This is a genomic window from Streptomyces sp. JHA26 (assembly GCF_002005565.1).
In the GTDB taxonomy this organism is placed as follows: domain Bacteria; phylum Actinomycetota; class Actinomycetes; order Streptomycetales; family Streptomycetaceae; genus Streptomyces.
Genome location: NZ_BDJC01000002.1, coordinates 191,110 through 205,381, shown reverse-complemented (window position 1 = coordinate 205,381; position 14,272 = coordinate 191,110). Strand labels below are relative to the sequence as shown.

14 protein-coding genes are annotated in these 14,272 nt (G+C 71.5%); 5 read left to right on the top strand and 9 right to left on the bottom strand.

Going from position 1 to position 14,272, the window contains the following annotated elements; genetic code table 11:
* The first annotated feature begins 5 nt into the window (after nt 1–5).
* Nucleotides 6–1,418 carry a dihydrolipoamide acetyltransferase family protein gene (locus JHAT_RS02290; RefSeq protein ID WP_077796310.1) on the top strand — a complete coding sequence of 471 codons (1,413 nt, stop codon included), beginning with the start codon at nt 6–8 and terminating at the stop codon, nt 1,416–1,418.
* A 78-nt stretch (nt 1,419–1,496) separates the two neighbouring features.
* On the opposite strand, the gene JHAT_RS02285 is transcribed toward JHAT_RS02290, so the two are convergent.
* The 4 genes from JHAT_RS02285 to JHAT_RS02270 all read right to left on the bottom strand — a co-directional run bounded on the left by JHAT_RS02285 (nt 1,497) and on the right by JHAT_RS02270 (nt 5,042).
* Complete coding sequence (locus JHAT_RS02285; RefSeq protein ID WP_077796309.1) at nt 1,497–2,474, bottom strand: Bro-N domain-containing protein; 978 nt, start codon at nt 2,472–2,474, stop codon at nt 1,497–1,499.
* A 199-nt stretch (nt 2,475–2,673) separates the two neighbouring features.
* Entirely contained in the window at nt 2,674–3,663 is a 990-nt protein-coding gene (locus tag JHAT_RS02280; RefSeq protein ID WP_077796308.1) for a DUF1648 domain-containing protein, read from the bottom strand.
* Nucleotides 3,660–4,007, bottom strand: coding sequence for a GntR family transcriptional regulator (locus JHAT_RS02275; protein WP_077796307.1), 348 nt, complete (start codon nt 4,005–4,007; stop codon nt 3,660–3,662). Before JHAT_RS02275 ends, JHAT_RS02280 begins: the two co-directional genes overlap by 4 nt.
* 99 nt (nt 4,008–4,106) lie before the next feature.
* Nucleotides 4,107–5,042, bottom strand: a complete 936-nt coding sequence (locus tag JHAT_RS02270) for a D-alanyl-D-alanine carboxypeptidase family protein (protein ID WP_107481796.1) — start codon at nt 5,040–5,042, stop codon at nt 4,107–4,109.
* A 197-nt stretch (nt 5,043–5,239) separates the two neighbouring features.
* Here JHAT_RS02270 and JHAT_RS02265 point away from each other — a divergent pair, with 197 nt between their 5' ends.
* The gene (locus tag JHAT_RS02265) at nt 5,240–5,890 is read left to right on the top strand and encodes a GntR family transcriptional regulator (protein ID WP_077796349.1); all 651 of its coding nucleotides are present in this window, start codon (nt 5,240–5,242) and stop codon (nt 5,888–5,890) included.
* Nucleotides 5,887–7,197, top strand: a complete 1,311-nt coding sequence (locus JHAT_RS02260) for a nitrate/nitrite transporter (protein WP_077796306.1) — start codon at nt 5,887–5,889, stop codon at nt 7,195–7,197. The genes JHAT_RS02265 and JHAT_RS02260 overlap by 4 nt, the downstream gene beginning before the upstream one ends.
* A gap of 145 nt (nt 7,198–7,342) precedes the next feature.
* On the opposite strand, the gene JHAT_RS02255 is transcribed toward JHAT_RS02260, so the two are convergent.
* Complete coding sequence (locus JHAT_RS02255; protein ID WP_077796305.1) at nt 7,343–8,167, bottom strand: maleylpyruvate isomerase family mycothiol-dependent enzyme; 825 nt, start codon at nt 8,165–8,167, stop codon at nt 7,343–7,345.
* A 208-nt stretch (nt 8,168–8,375) separates the two neighbouring features.
* Between JHAT_RS02255 and JHAT_RS02250 the strand changes: the two genes are divergently transcribed.
* Complete coding sequence (locus tag JHAT_RS02250; RefSeq protein ID WP_077796304.1) at nt 8,376–9,170, top strand: carbon-nitrogen family hydrolase; 795 nt, start codon at nt 8,376–8,378, stop codon at nt 9,168–9,170.
* A 16-nt stretch (nt 9,171–9,186) separates the two neighbouring features.
* Here JHAT_RS02250 and JHAT_RS02245 read toward each other — a convergent pair whose 3' ends face one another.
* From JHAT_RS02245 to JHAT_RS02230, 4 genes are all read right to left on the bottom strand, one after another.
* Complete coding sequence (locus JHAT_RS02245; RefSeq protein ID WP_077796303.1) at nt 9,187–9,705, bottom strand: LURP-one-related/scramblase family protein; 519 nt, start codon at nt 9,703–9,705, stop codon at nt 9,187–9,189.
* 140 nt (nt 9,706–9,845) lie between these two features.
* A complete protein-coding gene (locus JHAT_RS02240) occupies nt 9,846–10,097 on the bottom strand; it encodes a DUF6458 family protein (protein WP_077796302.1) in 252 nt (83 codons plus the stop codon).
* 123 nt (nt 10,098–10,220) lie between these two features.
* Nucleotides 10,221–11,519 (bottom strand): M18 family aminopeptidase, encoded by a 1,299-nt coding sequence (locus tag JHAT_RS02235; RefSeq protein ID WP_077796301.1) that lies wholly within the window; start codon nt 11,517–11,519, stop codon nt 10,221–10,223.
* 113 nt (nt 11,520–11,632) lie between these two features.
* A complete protein-coding gene (locus JHAT_RS02230) occupies nt 11,633–13,459 on the bottom strand; it encodes an acyl-CoA dehydrogenase (RefSeq protein ID WP_077796300.1) in 1,827 nt (608 codons plus the stop codon).
* A gap of 328 nt (nt 13,460–13,787) precedes the next feature.
* Here JHAT_RS02230 and JHAT_RS02225 point away from each other — a divergent pair, with 328 nt between their 5' ends.
* On the top strand, nt 13,788–14,252 hold the full coding sequence (locus tag JHAT_RS02225) for an SseB family protein (RefSeq protein WP_077796299.1): 465 nt from the start codon (nt 13,788–13,790) through the stop codon (nt 14,250–14,252).
* Nucleotides 14,253–14,272: the final 20 nt, after the last annotated feature.

Here is a 14,272-nt window from a genome sequence, read left to right as displayed (position 1 = left end):
CGACGATGACTGACAGCGCGGTGCGCGAGTTCAAGATGCCCGACGTGGGCGAGGGACTCACCGAGGCCGAGATCCTCAAGTGGTACGTCCAGCCCGGTGACACGGTCACCGACGGACAGATCGTGTGCGAGGTCGAGACGGCCAAGGCCGCGGTCGAACTCCCCATCCCCTACGACGGTGTGGTCCGCGAGCTGCACTTCCCCGAGGGCACCACGGTCGACGTGGGCACGTCGATCATCGCGGTGGCCGTCGGCGACGGCGCGGCCGCCGCCGCTCCGGCGCAGGAGGCCGCACCGGAACCGGCCGGGGCGCCCGTGGCGAACGCGCCGGCACCGGTCGAGGAGGAGAAGCCGCAGGGCCGCCAGCCGGTCCTGGTCGGCTACGGGGTCGCCACCTCCTCGACCCGCCGCCGCCCGCGCAAGGGCCCGGCGGCCCCGGCCCAGGAGGCGTCGGCGGCCATCCAGGCCGAGATGAACGGCCACGGGCCGGTCACCCGCGAGCGTCCGCTGGCCAAGCCGCCGGTGCGCAAGCTGGCCAAGGACCTCGGCGTCGACCTGACGACCGTGGTGCCCTCCGGCCCGGACGGCGTCATCACGCGTGAGGACGTGCACGCCGCGGTGGCATCCGCGCCCGCACCGGCGCAGGTGCCCGGGACGGCCCCCGCCGCGCCCACGCCCGCCCCCGCGGCCCCGGCGCCCGCGGTGTCGTACGACACGGCGCGCGAGACCCGCATCCCGGTCAAGGGCGTGCGCAAGGCGACGGCCGCGGCGATGGTCGGCTCGGCGTTCACCGCGCCGCACGTCACGGAGTTCGTGACGGTCGACGTGACGCGGACGATGAAGCTGGTCGAGGAGCTGAAGCAGGACAAGGAGTTCACGGGCCTGCGGGTGAACCCGCTCCTGCTGATCGCCAAGGCCCTGCTGGTCGCGATCAGGCGCAACCCGGACATCAACGCGTCCTGGGACGAGGCGGCGCAGGAGATCGTGGTCAAGCACTACGTGAACCTGGGCATCGCGGCCGCGACCCCGCGCGGTCTGATCGTGCCGAACATCAAGGACGCCCACGCCAAGACGCTGCCGCAGCTGGCCGAGTCCCTGGGCGAGCTGGTGTCGACGGCCCGGGAGGGCAGGACGTCCCCGGCCGCCATGCAGGGTGGCACGGTGACCATCACCAACGTCGGCGTCTTCGGCGTCGACACCGGGACGCCGATCCTCAACTCGGGCGAGTCCGCGATCCTCGCGGTCGGCGCGATCAAGCCCCAGCCGTGGGTGCACAAGGGCAAGGTGAAGCCGCGTCAGGTGACGACCCTGGCACTGAGCTTCGACCACCGCCTGGTCGACGGCGAGCTGGGCTCCAAGGTCCTCGCCGACGTGGCGGCGATCCTGGAACAGCCGAAGCGGTTGATCAGCTGGGCATGAGGGCCGCGGACCGGCTAGGTTCGTGACGGGAGGGGCGCCGCAAGTTGGAGTTGCGACGCCCCTTCCGCCGTACCGGGCTCAGCCCTGGTGCAGCACGTACACCGGAGCCCCGTCCCCGGACCCGCCCCGCGAGCGGATGCAGGCGTGGGTGCGCAGCAGCCGGAGACATTCGTTCACCCGCCGCACGGACAGCCCCGTGCGGGCGGCGATCGACTCCAGCGGTTCCCGCAGCTCGCCCCTCTCGACCAGCACCGGTGCGATGACCAGGGCGACCGTCCACACGTCCTCGGTCACCGACAGCCGCTGCCGCCAGTCGGCCAGCACGGACTCCGTGGTCGGCACCGGAGCGAGGTGTCCGCGGGGCGCCCACTGGTGGAGGACGAGGGTGTCGAACCGGTCCGCGATGCGTTCCAGGGCGTGCACCATGGCCTGTTGCACGGCGAGGGTGGCCTGTTGGGTGGCGAGGGTGGCCTGCTGCGTGGAGAGCATCTCCTTCTGCAACGCGATCGACATGCGCCGGCCCTCGGCCAGCTCCGCGTCCAGCTCCAGGTTGTGCGCCTCCAGCCGGACGATGGCCTCGGCCACCTGGTCGGGCATGGCGTAGGCGATGGGCGCGCCGGGTGCGGCGGGCTGCACCTCGGCCTCGTCCAGGGAGTACGACCCCTCGCGCTGCACGGTCTCGATGACTTCGGCGACCCACTGCTTGAACGGGGCGCAGGCCGGTTTGGTGCAGGCGTTGACGAGGAGGATGAGACCTTGCAGAGAGATCACGTGCAAGTCTCGACGCCACCCCCTACCTGCGGGAACGCTGAGACCGTAACTTCCAGTTACAGTCTCGAGCAATTCTCGGTGTTCCTCGGGGACGTGATCTGTGAGGGCCTTTCGGGAGTTGCTGTGTCCGAGTTCCTTGCACACGTCCACCGCCGGGAACCAGTGGCTTCCGTCCGGCATGGTCAGCCGTCGCACCCGGGCCCCGGTGGCCGCGTACACGAAGTCGCCGGCGTCGATCGCCTCGTGTCGCGCGCCGGAGTTCTGCCGCTTGCTGGGTTCGTTCATCAGAACCACCTCCGTCGCGGAACGTAGGGCGCAGGCGTGGGCATATGCCAGCGGGCCCGCGAATGTTCACGACTGCGAGCGAAACCGATCGAGAACTGCTGCACCGGACGTCGGGTGTGTGCATGCGGAACGGTGGGGCGGAAGGGCTCGCGCCCTCCCGTGTCCCGGTGGTCTCCTGGAGGCTGTTCCGGGGGTGGTGTCAGGAAGTCCGGTCGGCGCGCAGCGCGTTGAGGAGGGCCGCGCCCCGTTCCGCGTCGTCCACGCTCACCGCGAAGTCCGTACGGCGGCCCCGGGGCCGTATGACCAGGCAGTCCCCGGCGCGCAGCATCACGGTGGTGCCCAGGCCGCTGAGGCGGTAGCCCCAGCCGCCCACCTGAGAGGGCCGGCGGACCTCGGCGCGCGCCGTGTCGATGTCGCCGGGCGCCCAGCGGCGTCGGGGCCAGGCGAGCGGGCCGAAGGACACCTCCAGACCGCGTTCCGAGACGCGCGCCTGCACCGAGGAGAACACGGCACAGGCGAGGGACGCGGCGGCGCAGCCGACGATCAGTGCCCACAGGTCGCCCGGATCGGCCAGTCCGCCGACCAGGGCGACCAGTGCGGACACGGCGACGAGGCCGGTCACCGCAGCCAGCAGCTGGAGCCAGGGGTTGGCCGTCCGTGAGAACCACACCAGCCGCCGCCCTTCGGGAATCTCCAGCGCCGGGGCGTCCGCCTCCTGCTCGGCGCCGTCCCCCCGGGTCGCCGTCCGCCGGGTGGTGGCCAGCAGGCCCGCCACGGACGCGAGCACGGCCGCGGCGAGAAGCGCGATCAGCCACGCGGTCGGCTGTCGGGCCTCGTGCCAGTCGGCGCGGTCCAGGTTGGCCCGGACGACGACGGCCTGCGCACCGCCCAGGACCACACCGACGGGCAGCAGGACCGCGGCGGTCCACGGCCGGGCCGCCCGCGTCCCGCCCCGCAGCAGCGGGACGGACGCGGCCGCCGCCGACACCAGCCAGAGCAGCGCCGGGACGAAGGACGCCGCCCACAGGGGCATCGAGCCGTCGGGAGCCCCTCCGCCCAGGTCCCAGTGGGTCGCCAAGCGGTCGGGCAACCGGTCCCGTACCGCGAGCGGCAGTCCCGCGAGGACGGCGGTGACACCGGCCGTCCAGACCGCCGCCGTCGTCCTGGCCGCCACCGTCGTCTCCCTCACGGCACCCCCCTGATCATGTCGATGACATCGGTCCTGCTGTAGCCCAGCCGGGCCGCCTCGGCGACCAGCTCGCGTACGCGGATCTGCAGCCCGGAGCGCCGGTGGGCCCCCGCGGCCACGGTCACCCCCCGGCCCCGGCGGAACTCCAGCAGCCCTTCGTCGCGCAGGCCGCGCAGTGCGCGCAGCACGGTGTTGACGTTGACGTCCAGGGCCTCGGAGAGGTCGCGTGCCGAGGGCAGGCGGTCGCCGGGGCCGCACTCGCCCTGGGCGATGGCGCGCCGGACGGCGCCGGCGACCTGCTCGTGCAGGGGACGGGTGTCGGTCTTGTCCAGACTCAGCAGCATGGTGCTATTGAAGCTATCACCATGCACTTCATCGGTACAGAGAACGGGCCCGCCGCGACGGCGGCGGGCCCGTGGTGACGAACTGTCCGGACGGCGGTCCTACTTGGCGAAGCCGTAGTTCATGAGCCTCGTGGCGTCCGTGGCGCGCTGCGTCGTGGACGTGGAGGCCAGGACCGTGCCGATCACCGTCTTGCCCTTGCGGGTCGCGGCGAAGACCAGGCAGTACTTGGCCTCCGGACCCGAGCCGGTCTTCACGCCGATCGCACCGCTGTAACTGCCCAGCAGCGTGTTGGTGTTGGTCCACGCCGCCATCGTGCGGGTGCCGCCGCTCCTCGTCGTCGTCCTCGCCGTGTACTTCCTGGTCTTGACGATCGTGCGGAAGGTGGAGTTCTTCATCGCGCTGCTCGCCAGCTTCGTCAGGTCGCGCGGCGTCGAGTAGTTGCTGCCGTTGCCGATGCCGTCGAACGAGTCGAAGTGCGTGTTCTTCAGGCCGAGGCTCTTGGCGGTGGAGTTCATCTTGCCGATGAACGACTTCACCCGCTCCGCCCGCGTCCTGCCGGTGCCGAACGTGTCGGCCAGCGCGTAGGCGGCGTCGCAGCCGGACGGCAGCATCAGGCCGTACAGCAGCTGCCGCACCGTCACCTTGTCGCCGACGATCAGGCGCGCGGACGAGGCGTTCTTCGAGACGATGTAGTCGCTGTAGGCCTTCTGGATCGTGACCTTGGCGTCCAGGTTCAGCTTGGGCTGGGAGAGCACGACCTTGGCGGTCATGATCTTGGTGGTGGACCCGGTGGAGCGCCTGGTGTCCGCGGCCTTGGTGTAGAGGGACCTGCCGGTCGCGTCGTTCATCACGAAGCCGCCCTTGGCGGCGATCGCGGGCACGGCGACGGTCCGTGCGGGCGCGGTGACGGTCCGTGCGGGCGCGGCGGCCTGCGCGGGCGCGGTGGCGAGGGCTCCGGACGCGAGCACGGCGCCGGTGGTCACGGCGACGGCGACGGCCCGGCGGAGACGGACGCCCTGAATACCGTTTATCAAGTGAGATACCCCGATTGGTGTGAAATCCGCAGTGACGAGGCCCGGTTGTGGTCGATTCGGCATGGGCCGCGCCTGTGGGACACGTGAACGGCGCGAACGGTTGCACCGTCGGGGGGCGTGTCCCCCGGACGAGTGCATCCGCGTCCGGATGGTGGACGGTGTCCCTCTTGCGTCCCTGTTGTATCTATCCTGTGGGCATGACCATGGCCGTGAAGCAACCTCCCGCCGCCGACCGCGTGTACGCCCACGTCAAACAGGCCGTCCTCGAGCGCCGCTACGAGGGTGGGACCCTGCTCACCGAGGGCGAACTCGCCGAGGCCGTGGGCGTCTCGCGCACCCCGGTGCGGGAGGCGTTGCTCCGGCTCGAGGTCGAAGGGCTGATCCGGCTCTACCCGAAGAAGGGCGCCCTGGTCCTGCCCGTCTCCGCCCAGGAGATCGCGGACGTGGTGGAGACCCGGCTGCTGGTCGAGGAGCACGCCGCGCGCAAGGCCGTGCCCGCCCCGCCCGGACTCGTCGAGCGGCTGGAGGAGCTGCTCGCCCGCCAGCACGAGCAGGCCGCCGCCGGAGACTTCGCCGCCGCCTCCGTCACCGACCGCTGCTTCCACGCCGAGATCGTCCGCAGCGGCGGCAACGAGATCCTCTCCCGCCTCTACGACCAGCTCCGCGACCGCCAGCTGCGCATGGGCGTCGCCGTCATGCACTCCCACCCCGACCGGATCGCCAAGACGCTCGCCGAGCACGAGGAGATCCTCGACGCGCTGCGCTCCGGGGACGCGGAGGCGGCCGTCGGCGTCGTCCACCGGCACGTGGGCTGGTTCTCGCACCTGGCGCGGGGTGAGGTCCGATGAGTTCCGCCGTGCCGGGCGGGAACACCCTGCCGGGCGATCCGCCCGGAGGACGGCGCGCGATCGCCGTGTGGGGCATCGGCGTCGCCGTCTACTTCGTCGCCGTCATCTTCCGCACGTCCCTGGGCGTGGCCGGCCTCGACGCGGCCGACCGCTTCCACGTGGGCGCCTCGGCCCTGTCCACCTTCTCCATCCTCCAGCTGCTGGTCTACGCCGGCATGCAGATACCCGTCGGCCTGCTGGTCGACCGGCTCGGCACGAAGCGGGTGCTGGGCATCGGCGTCGTCCTGTTCACGGTGGGACAGCTGGGCTTCGCCTTCTCGCCGACGTACGGCACCGCGCTCGCCTCGCGGGCGCTGCTCGGGTGCGGCGACGCGATGACCTTCATCAGCGTGCTGCGGCTCGGCACCCGCTGGTTCCCGGCCCGGCGCGGGCCGATGGTCGCCCAGCTGGCCGGGCTGGTCGGCATGGCGGGCAACCTGGTCTCCACGCTCGTCATCGCCCGTCTGCTGCACGGCATCGGTTGGACGGCGGCCTTCGCGGGCAGCGCGCTGGCCGGCGTGGTCGTCCTCGTCCTGCTGGTGCTGTTCCTGAAGGACCACCCCGAGGGGCACGAGCCGGAACCGGTGCCGCACCAGGGGGCCGCGTACGTACGACGGCAGATCGCCGCCTCCTGGCGGGAGCCGGGCACCCGGCTGGGGCTGTGGGTGCACTTCACCACCCAGTTCCCGGCGATGGTGTTCCTGCTGCTGTGGGGCCTGCCGTTCCTGGTGGAGGCCCAGGGGCTGTCCCGGGGCACGGCCGGTGAGCTGCTCACCCTCGTGGTGCTGTCCAACATGACGGTCGGCCTGGTCTACGGCCAGATCATCGCCCGGCACCACGCGGCCCGGCTGCCGCTGGCCCTCGGCACGGTGGGCGCGACGGCGGCCCTGTGGGCGGCGACGCTGGCCTACCCGGCCGAGCACGCCCCGACGGGGCTGCTGGTCGTGCTGTGCGTGGTGCTCGGCGCGTGCGGGCCGGCGTCGATGATCGGCTTCGACTTCGCGCGGCCGGCGAACCCGCCGGAGCGGCAGGGGACGGCGTCCGGGATCACGAACATGGGGGGCTTCGTCGCGTCGATGACCACGCTGCTCGCGATCGGGGTGCTGCTGGACGCGACCGGGGACGACTACACCGTGGCGTTCTCGTCGGTCTTCGTGCTGCAGGCGGTGGGCGTCACCCAGATCCTGCGGTTGCGGAAGCGGGCGGCGCGCCGGGAGCGGGAGCGGTCGGTCGACAGCCGGGTGGAGACGGTGCACGTGCCGGTGTAGGCACCCGGCGTGGTCGCGGGGCGTGCCGGGGCCGCCCCCGGTTGCACCCCGCTCCGGCCCGGACGGCCTCGCCCCCGGAGCCCCCGGAGCCCCCGGACTCCTCCGGAGGAGGCGCTCCCGGAGCGGGCCGATGCCACCACCGGCGTCACTGCGTCACCGTGAAGTTCCTGAGGATCGCCGCCGCCAGGTCCGGGTCGCCCTCCGTCTTGATGCGGTCGGCGACCGCGTCCGGGCTCACCCGGCCGCAGGCCAGGCGGACGTACGTCTCCCAGTCGAGGGTGAGGGAGGCGGCCGGACCGAGGGCGGGGACCGTCTCCAGGGTGCCGCGGCCCTGGATGTCGACGCGGATCGTGCGCAGGAACTCGACCGGACCGTGCACGTCGAAGACGACCGCCGAGCTGCGCGGCGCGTCCGCGCGCTCGGCGACGACGCCCGGCAGCTCGGCGAGCAGCACGTCACGGGCGACGTACGCGCCGGGGGAGTCGAGGTTGCCGGGGCGGCCGAGGGCCGTGCGCAGGTCCTGCTCGTGCGCCCACACGGTGAACGCGTGCCGGCGCATGGACTCCTCCAGCGTCAGCTCCGCGCCGTACGGGCCGCGCACCGTGGCGCCCGGGTCGCGCGACTCGTTCCGCAGCTGGCGGTTGCGCCGGATGATCATGTACTCGAGCTCGGACGTGATCTCGGGCGCCGTGTGATGACGGCGGACGTCGACCTGCATCTCCATGTACCGCTGGTGCTCGTTGGTGACGTGGAACAGGTCGCGCGGGAGCGTGTGGATGGGGCGCGGGTCGCCGAGCATCTCGGAGTCCAGTCCCATGACGTGCGAGACGATGTCCCGCACCGACCAGCCCGGGCAGGGGGTGCGGCGGTTCCACTCTGCTTCCACAAGCGGCTGGACCAGCTCGGATATCGCCTCGATGGAGTGAGTCCAGGCGTCGGCGTAGGGCTGGAGGGTGGGATGCAGACTCACGGAACGGGACCCCTCGGCGGTCGGTACACGGGCAGGTTGTGGCGGCGGGAGGTGGCTGCGGTCGGCGCGGTCTCGGAGCTCCCCGGTCCTCGGCTGCTCTCGAACCGGGAGGACCCCCAAGTTACGCTGCTGTGCGGCACCCCGGCAGTGCTTTCGTGTGACGATCGTAGGCCCGAGCGGACGGCTCGAATGCCAGGACGGTGGTAGTGTGCGTGCTTCTTTGATCCAAATCGCCGTGAACGGGGACGAACCCGTCGAAGCACGCCGTCTGCGCGTGGCGTCGACGGTCCGGGAACAGGCGGGTGCCGACCTCGTCGTCCTGCCGGAGCTGTGGACCACGGGCGCGTTCGCCTTCGAGGAGTTCGACGCGTGCGCCGAGCCGCTCCGGGGGCCGACCTACGAGGCGATGGCCGAGGCGGCGAGCGACGCGGGCGTGTGGCTGCACGCGGGGTCCGTCCCCGAGCGCGCCGCCGACGGGCAGCTCTACAACACCTCCCTCGTCCTCTCCCCCGCCGGCGACCTGGCGGCCGCCTACCGCAAGATCCACCGCTTCGGGTTCGACAAGGGCGAGGCCGTGCTGATGGGCGCGGGGGACGAGCTGGTGACGGTCCGCCTGCCGGAGACGACCCTCGGCCTGGCGACCTGCTACGACCTCCGCTTCCCCGAACTCTTCCGCGGTCTCGTCGACGCCGGTGCCGAGACCCTCGTCGTCCCGGCGGGCTGGCCGGAGCGCCGCCGGTCCCACTGGACGCTCCTGGCGCGGGCGCGGGCGGTGGAGAACCAGGCGTTCGTCCTCGCCTGCGCGACGGCCGGGACGCACGCCGGGGTCCCGCAGGCCGGTCACTCGGTCGTGGTCGACCCCTGGGGCGAGGTGCTGGCGCAGGCCGGCGCGGACGAGGAGGTCCTCACGGTGGAGTTCGACCCGGCGGGGGTGGCGCGCACCCGGGAGCAGTTCCCGGCCCTCAAGGACCGGGTCCTGGGCCTTCCGGCACCGCGCCGGTGACGGCGGGGCGGAGGGGTCACTCGCCCTCGTCGCCCCCCTCCCGTCCCTTCTCCCTCTCCTTCTCCGCCAGGTGGATCACGCACACCGTCAGCGCGATCAGCAGCGCCGGGTCCGCGTCGTCGCGGACGACGTCCACGCCGTAGGTCTCCCGGAGGGTCAGCCACCGCCGGGAGACGACGGCCAGCAGTTCGCCGTCGTACTCGATGGCGAACTCCCGGTCGAGGATCTTTCCGCTGACGTCCAGTTCGGTGCCGTCGGCCAGGGAAACCCGGTAGTGATTGCGGAGCAGGGACAGCCGTTTGCGCTTCAGGGTCGCCAGCGGCTCGCCGCCGCGCTCGATCACCATCGTGTCGCGCAGGGCGAACATCTTCTGGTGGATGCCGATGAGCACCCGTCCCCGGGCGTCCTTCAGTTCCCAGGTGTCCCGCAGCCGCATCGCCTTGCCGTCGACGAGGAACGCCTTGTTGCCCTCGGCGTCCTCGATCCAGTAGTCGTCACCGAAGCCGAGGAGCCGGTCGTACACGAGGAATCTCATGCCCTGACCGCTTCCCCGCCGGGCGCACCGGGACGCGGCCGGTAGGCCGACAGGCCGAACCCGGCCCTCCGGCCGGGACGGCCGCCGTGCACGCCGTTCATGCTCGGCATGCCGTGCACGCCCGGCACGTCCGGCGCCGGTCAGACGCCGTAGCCGTCGCTGTAGCCGTCACGCGTGTGGTGGTGGGGCCGTTCCTCGACGACGGGGGTCGTCGGCGGCATCACGACGCGGCGGCGCCGGGCGATGCTGCTGAACGTCGCGACCCCGATCAGGCCGACGATCATGAAGATGACACCGACCAGGTCGAGGTTGACGCCCTGCATGTCCCAGTCGGTCGCGAACGTGAGGATGGCTCCCACGGCGATGAGGATGATGCACCCGCCGAGGCCCATGAGTGTCGCCTCCCTGTAGATCCGGTCGGTCCGGCTTTCCGGTCGATCCGGTTCCGTTCGGGTACCCCCGGCCGGAACAGCCATGCGGGGCAAGGGTGTTCCGACCGAGGGCGTGGCGCGGGCTCAGCCCTCCAGGAACGCCACCAGCGCGTTCGTCAGCAGGTACGGGTCGTCGGCGCCGCACAACTCCCGGGCGCTGTGCATCGACAGGATGGCCACGCCGATGTCGACGGTGCGGATGCCGTGCCGGGCCGCGGTGATCGGGCCGATGGTGGTGCCGCAGGGCATGGAGTTGTTGGAGACGAAGGTCTGGAAGGGGACGTCCGCCTTCTCGCAGGCGGCGGCGAAGATCGCGCGGCCCGAACCGTCGGTGGCGTAGCGGTTGTTGACGTTGACCTTGAGGATGGGGCCGCCGTTGACGCGCGGGTGGTGCGTCGGGTCGTGCCGTTCCGCGTAGTTGGGGTGGACGGCGTGGCCGGTGTCGGAGGACAGGCAGACGGTGCCGGCGAAGGCCCGCGCCCGGTCCTCGTAGGAACCGCCGCGCGCGAACACCGAGCGCTCCAGCACGCCGCCGAGCAGCGGGCCGTCGGCGCCGGTGTCCGACTGGGAGCCGTTCTCCTCGTGGTCGAAGGCGGCGAGCACGGGGATGTACGGGAGATCGGCGCCGGACGTCGCGACGGCGGCCAGGGCGGCGGTCCCGGCGTGCACGGACAGCAGGTTGTCCATGCGGGGGCCGGCCACCAGCTCCCGGTCGCGGCCCAGGTACGCCGGGGGCTCCACGGAGTGGGTCATCAGGTCCCAGCCGGTGACCGAGCCGGACTCCAGGCCGGCCTCCTCCTCCAGGAAGGAGATGAGGTCGCCGTCGCGCACGGTGTCGCCGAGGCCCCAGACGGGCTGGAGGTGGCGCTGCTTGTCGAGCTTGAGGCCCTCGGTGGACACGGCGCGGTCCATGTGGATGGCGAGCTGGGGGACGCGGAGCAGCGGGCGGTCGACGTCGACCAGCCGGGTCGAGCCGTCGCGCAGGGAGAGGCGGCCGGCCAGGCCCAGGTCGCGGTCGAGCCAGGAGTTCATCAGCGGACCGCCGTAGATCTCCACGGCGATCTGGCGCCAGCCGTGCGCACCGCTGTCGGGCCGCGGCTTCACGCGCAGGTTGGGGGAGTCGGTGTGCGCGCCGACGATGCGGAAGGGCGTGTGCGGCTCGGCGCCCTCGGGGACGTACCACGCCACGATCGCGCCGCCGCGCAGCACGTACGCGCCGCCGGTCGTCCCCTCCCAGGCGTCCGTCTCCGCGACCTGCCGGAAGCCGGCCTTCTCCAGCCGTTCGGCGGCGTTCGCCACCGCGTGGTACGGCGTCGGGCTGGCCGCCAGGAAGGACATCAGGTCGTCGGTGTGGCCGCGGTCGAAGCGGGAGGGTGCGCTCATGAGTTCACCTTAGCGACGTGCGAGGGCCCGCTTCCCGTCCGCCGGGAGCGGGCCCTCGCGAAGGCGTGTGGGGACCGTGGGGGACGAGTTCCCCGAAGCCTTGTGGGCGTGCCTCAGAAAGCGGCCTCGTCCAGCTCCATCAGGTCCAGCTCGACGCCCTGGGCGACCTTGCGGGCCAGGGTGACGCCGGGCAGGACGTTGGCCGCGAAGAACTTCGCCGCGGCGATCTTGCCGGTGTAGAAGGCCTTGTCCTTGGCGGACGCGGTCGGCAGCTTCTCGGCGGCGATCGCGGCGCCCTTGAGGAGCAGGTAGCCGACGATCACGTCACCGGAGGCGAGCAGCAGGCGGGTGGTGTTGAGTCCGACCTTGTAGATGTTCTTGACGTCCTGCTCGGTGGCCGCGAGGTCGGTGAGCATCAGGCCGACGATGGCCTCCAGCTCGACGGCGGCCTTGGCGAGGTGCTCGCGGGCGCCGGACAGCTCCTCGCCGCCGGTGGCGAGCGCCAGGAACTTCTTGATGTCCTCGGCGAGCGAGTTCAGCGCGGCGCCCTGGTTGCGGACGATCTTCCGGAAGAAGTAGTCCTGGCCCTGGATCGCCGTGGTGCCCTCGTAGAGGGTGTCGATCTTGGCGTCGCGGATGTACTGCTCGATCGGGTACTCCTGCAGGAAGCCGGAGCCGCCGAAGGTCTGCAGGGACTGGGCGAGCTGCTCGTAGGCCTTCTCCGAGCCGTAGCCCTTGACGATGGGCAGGAGCAGGTCGTTGAGGGCGTGCGCGGCGGAGGCGTCCTCGCCGTTCGCCTCCTTGACCTGGATCTCGTCCTGGATCGAGGCGGTGTACATCACCAGCGCGCGCATGCCCTCCGCGTACGCCTTCTGCGTCATGAGGGAGCGGCGGACGTCCGGGTGGTGCGTGATGGTGACCTTGGGGGCGGTCTTGTCCATGAAGTTCGCCAGGTCGGGGCCCTGGACGCGCTCCTTGGCGTACTCCAGGGCGTTGAGGTAGCCCGTGGAGAGGGTGGAGATCGCCTTCGTGCCGACCATCATGCGGGCGAACTCGATGATGCGGAACATCTGGCGGATGCCGTCGTGCTTGTCGCCGATCAGCCAGCCCTTGGCGGGGTGGCGGTCGCCGAAGGTCATCTCGCAGGTGTTGGAGGCCTTCAGGCCCATCTTGTGCTCGACGTTGGTGGCGTAGACGCCGTTGCGCTCGCCGAGCTCGCCGGTCTCGAAGTCGAACTCGTACTTCGGGACGAGGAAGAGGGACAGGCCCTTGGTGCCGGGGCCGGCGCCCTCGGGGCGGGCGAGGACGTAGTGGAGGATGTTCTCCGACATGTCGTGCTCGCCGGACGTGATGAAGCGCTTGACGCCCTCGATGTGCCAGGAGCCGTCCTCCTGCTGCACGGCCCTGGTGCGGCCGGCGCCGACGTCCGAGCCGGCGTCCGGCTCGGTGAGGACCATGGTGGAGCCCCACTGCTTCTCGACGGCGATCTTGGCGATGTGCTTCTGGACCTCGTTGCCCTCCTCGAAGAGGATGCCCGCGAAGGCCGGGCCGGAGGAGTACATCCACACGGCCGGGTTGGCGCCGAGGATCAGCTCCGCGTAGGCCCAGATGAGGGAGCGCGGGGAGGTGGTGCCGCCGATCTCCTCGGGCAGGCCGAGCCGCCAGTACTCGGAGTCCATGAAGGCCTGGTAGCTCTTCTTGAAGGACGCGGGGACCGGCGCGGTGTTGGTCTCCGGGTCGAAGACCGGCGGGTTGCGGTCGGCGTCGGCGAAGGACTCCGCCAGCTCGTTCTCCGAGAGGCGGCACAGCTCCTCCAGGACGCTCCTGGCGGTGTCCGTGTCCATCTCCGCGAACGGTCCCGTGCCGTACACCTTGTCACGGCCGAGCACCTCGAAGAGGTTGAACTCGATGTCCCGCAGATTCGGCTTGTAGTGCCCCATGGTGACGGCTCCGTTGAGAGATCGGCGAGGCACTGGATCCTCGCGCCTTGTACACGTACCAACTAGTAGCTCCGATGATGCTACCCGCCGGTAATAAGAAGCAACCCCGCACCGCCCTTCTGTGACGCGCCTCAAGTACCGCCCCGTTCGGGTGAACCGCCGCCTCCGCCCGGGCGCGCCGCGCGACGACCTCGCGCGACCGCCTCGCGCGATCGCCTCGCCGCGGTCCGCGGCGGCCCGCGTCCCGGCGTGACCGGAGCCCTTCGTGCGACGCCTTCCGGCCCCGTGGGCCGTCCGGGCGGCGGGGCGGCTCGGTACGCTTCTCCCCATGTACGGCTATGACCAGAACGCGGGTTCCCAGCAGCAGTACGCCCCGCCCCAGCAGCCGATGGCCGGCGGCTACGGGCAGCAGCCGCCGCTGTACCCCGAGCCGTCCCCGCCCTCGCTCGCGGACGCGGTGCGCGCCTTCACCACCGGGCAGATGGCCGCCGAGGACTTCCAGCAGATCTTCGCCACCTCGAAGGTCTACTGCCCGCGCGGCGACAACCCCGGTTTCCTGGCGCTGCACAACACCCAGCAGCCGGTGATCCCGATGTTCACCTCGCTCAAGGAGCTGCGCCGGTACGCGGGCAAGGAGTCCAAGTACTTCGTGATCACCGGCGCCGAGGTGATCGACCTGCTGCCCACCGGGTACGGCTTCGTCCTGGACATGGAGGGCGAGCACCGGATGGTGTTCGACGCGAAGGCCGTCGAGCAGATGGTCGACTTCGCGATGCGCCGCATGTACGGCTGATCGGCCGCCGCCAGCACGAG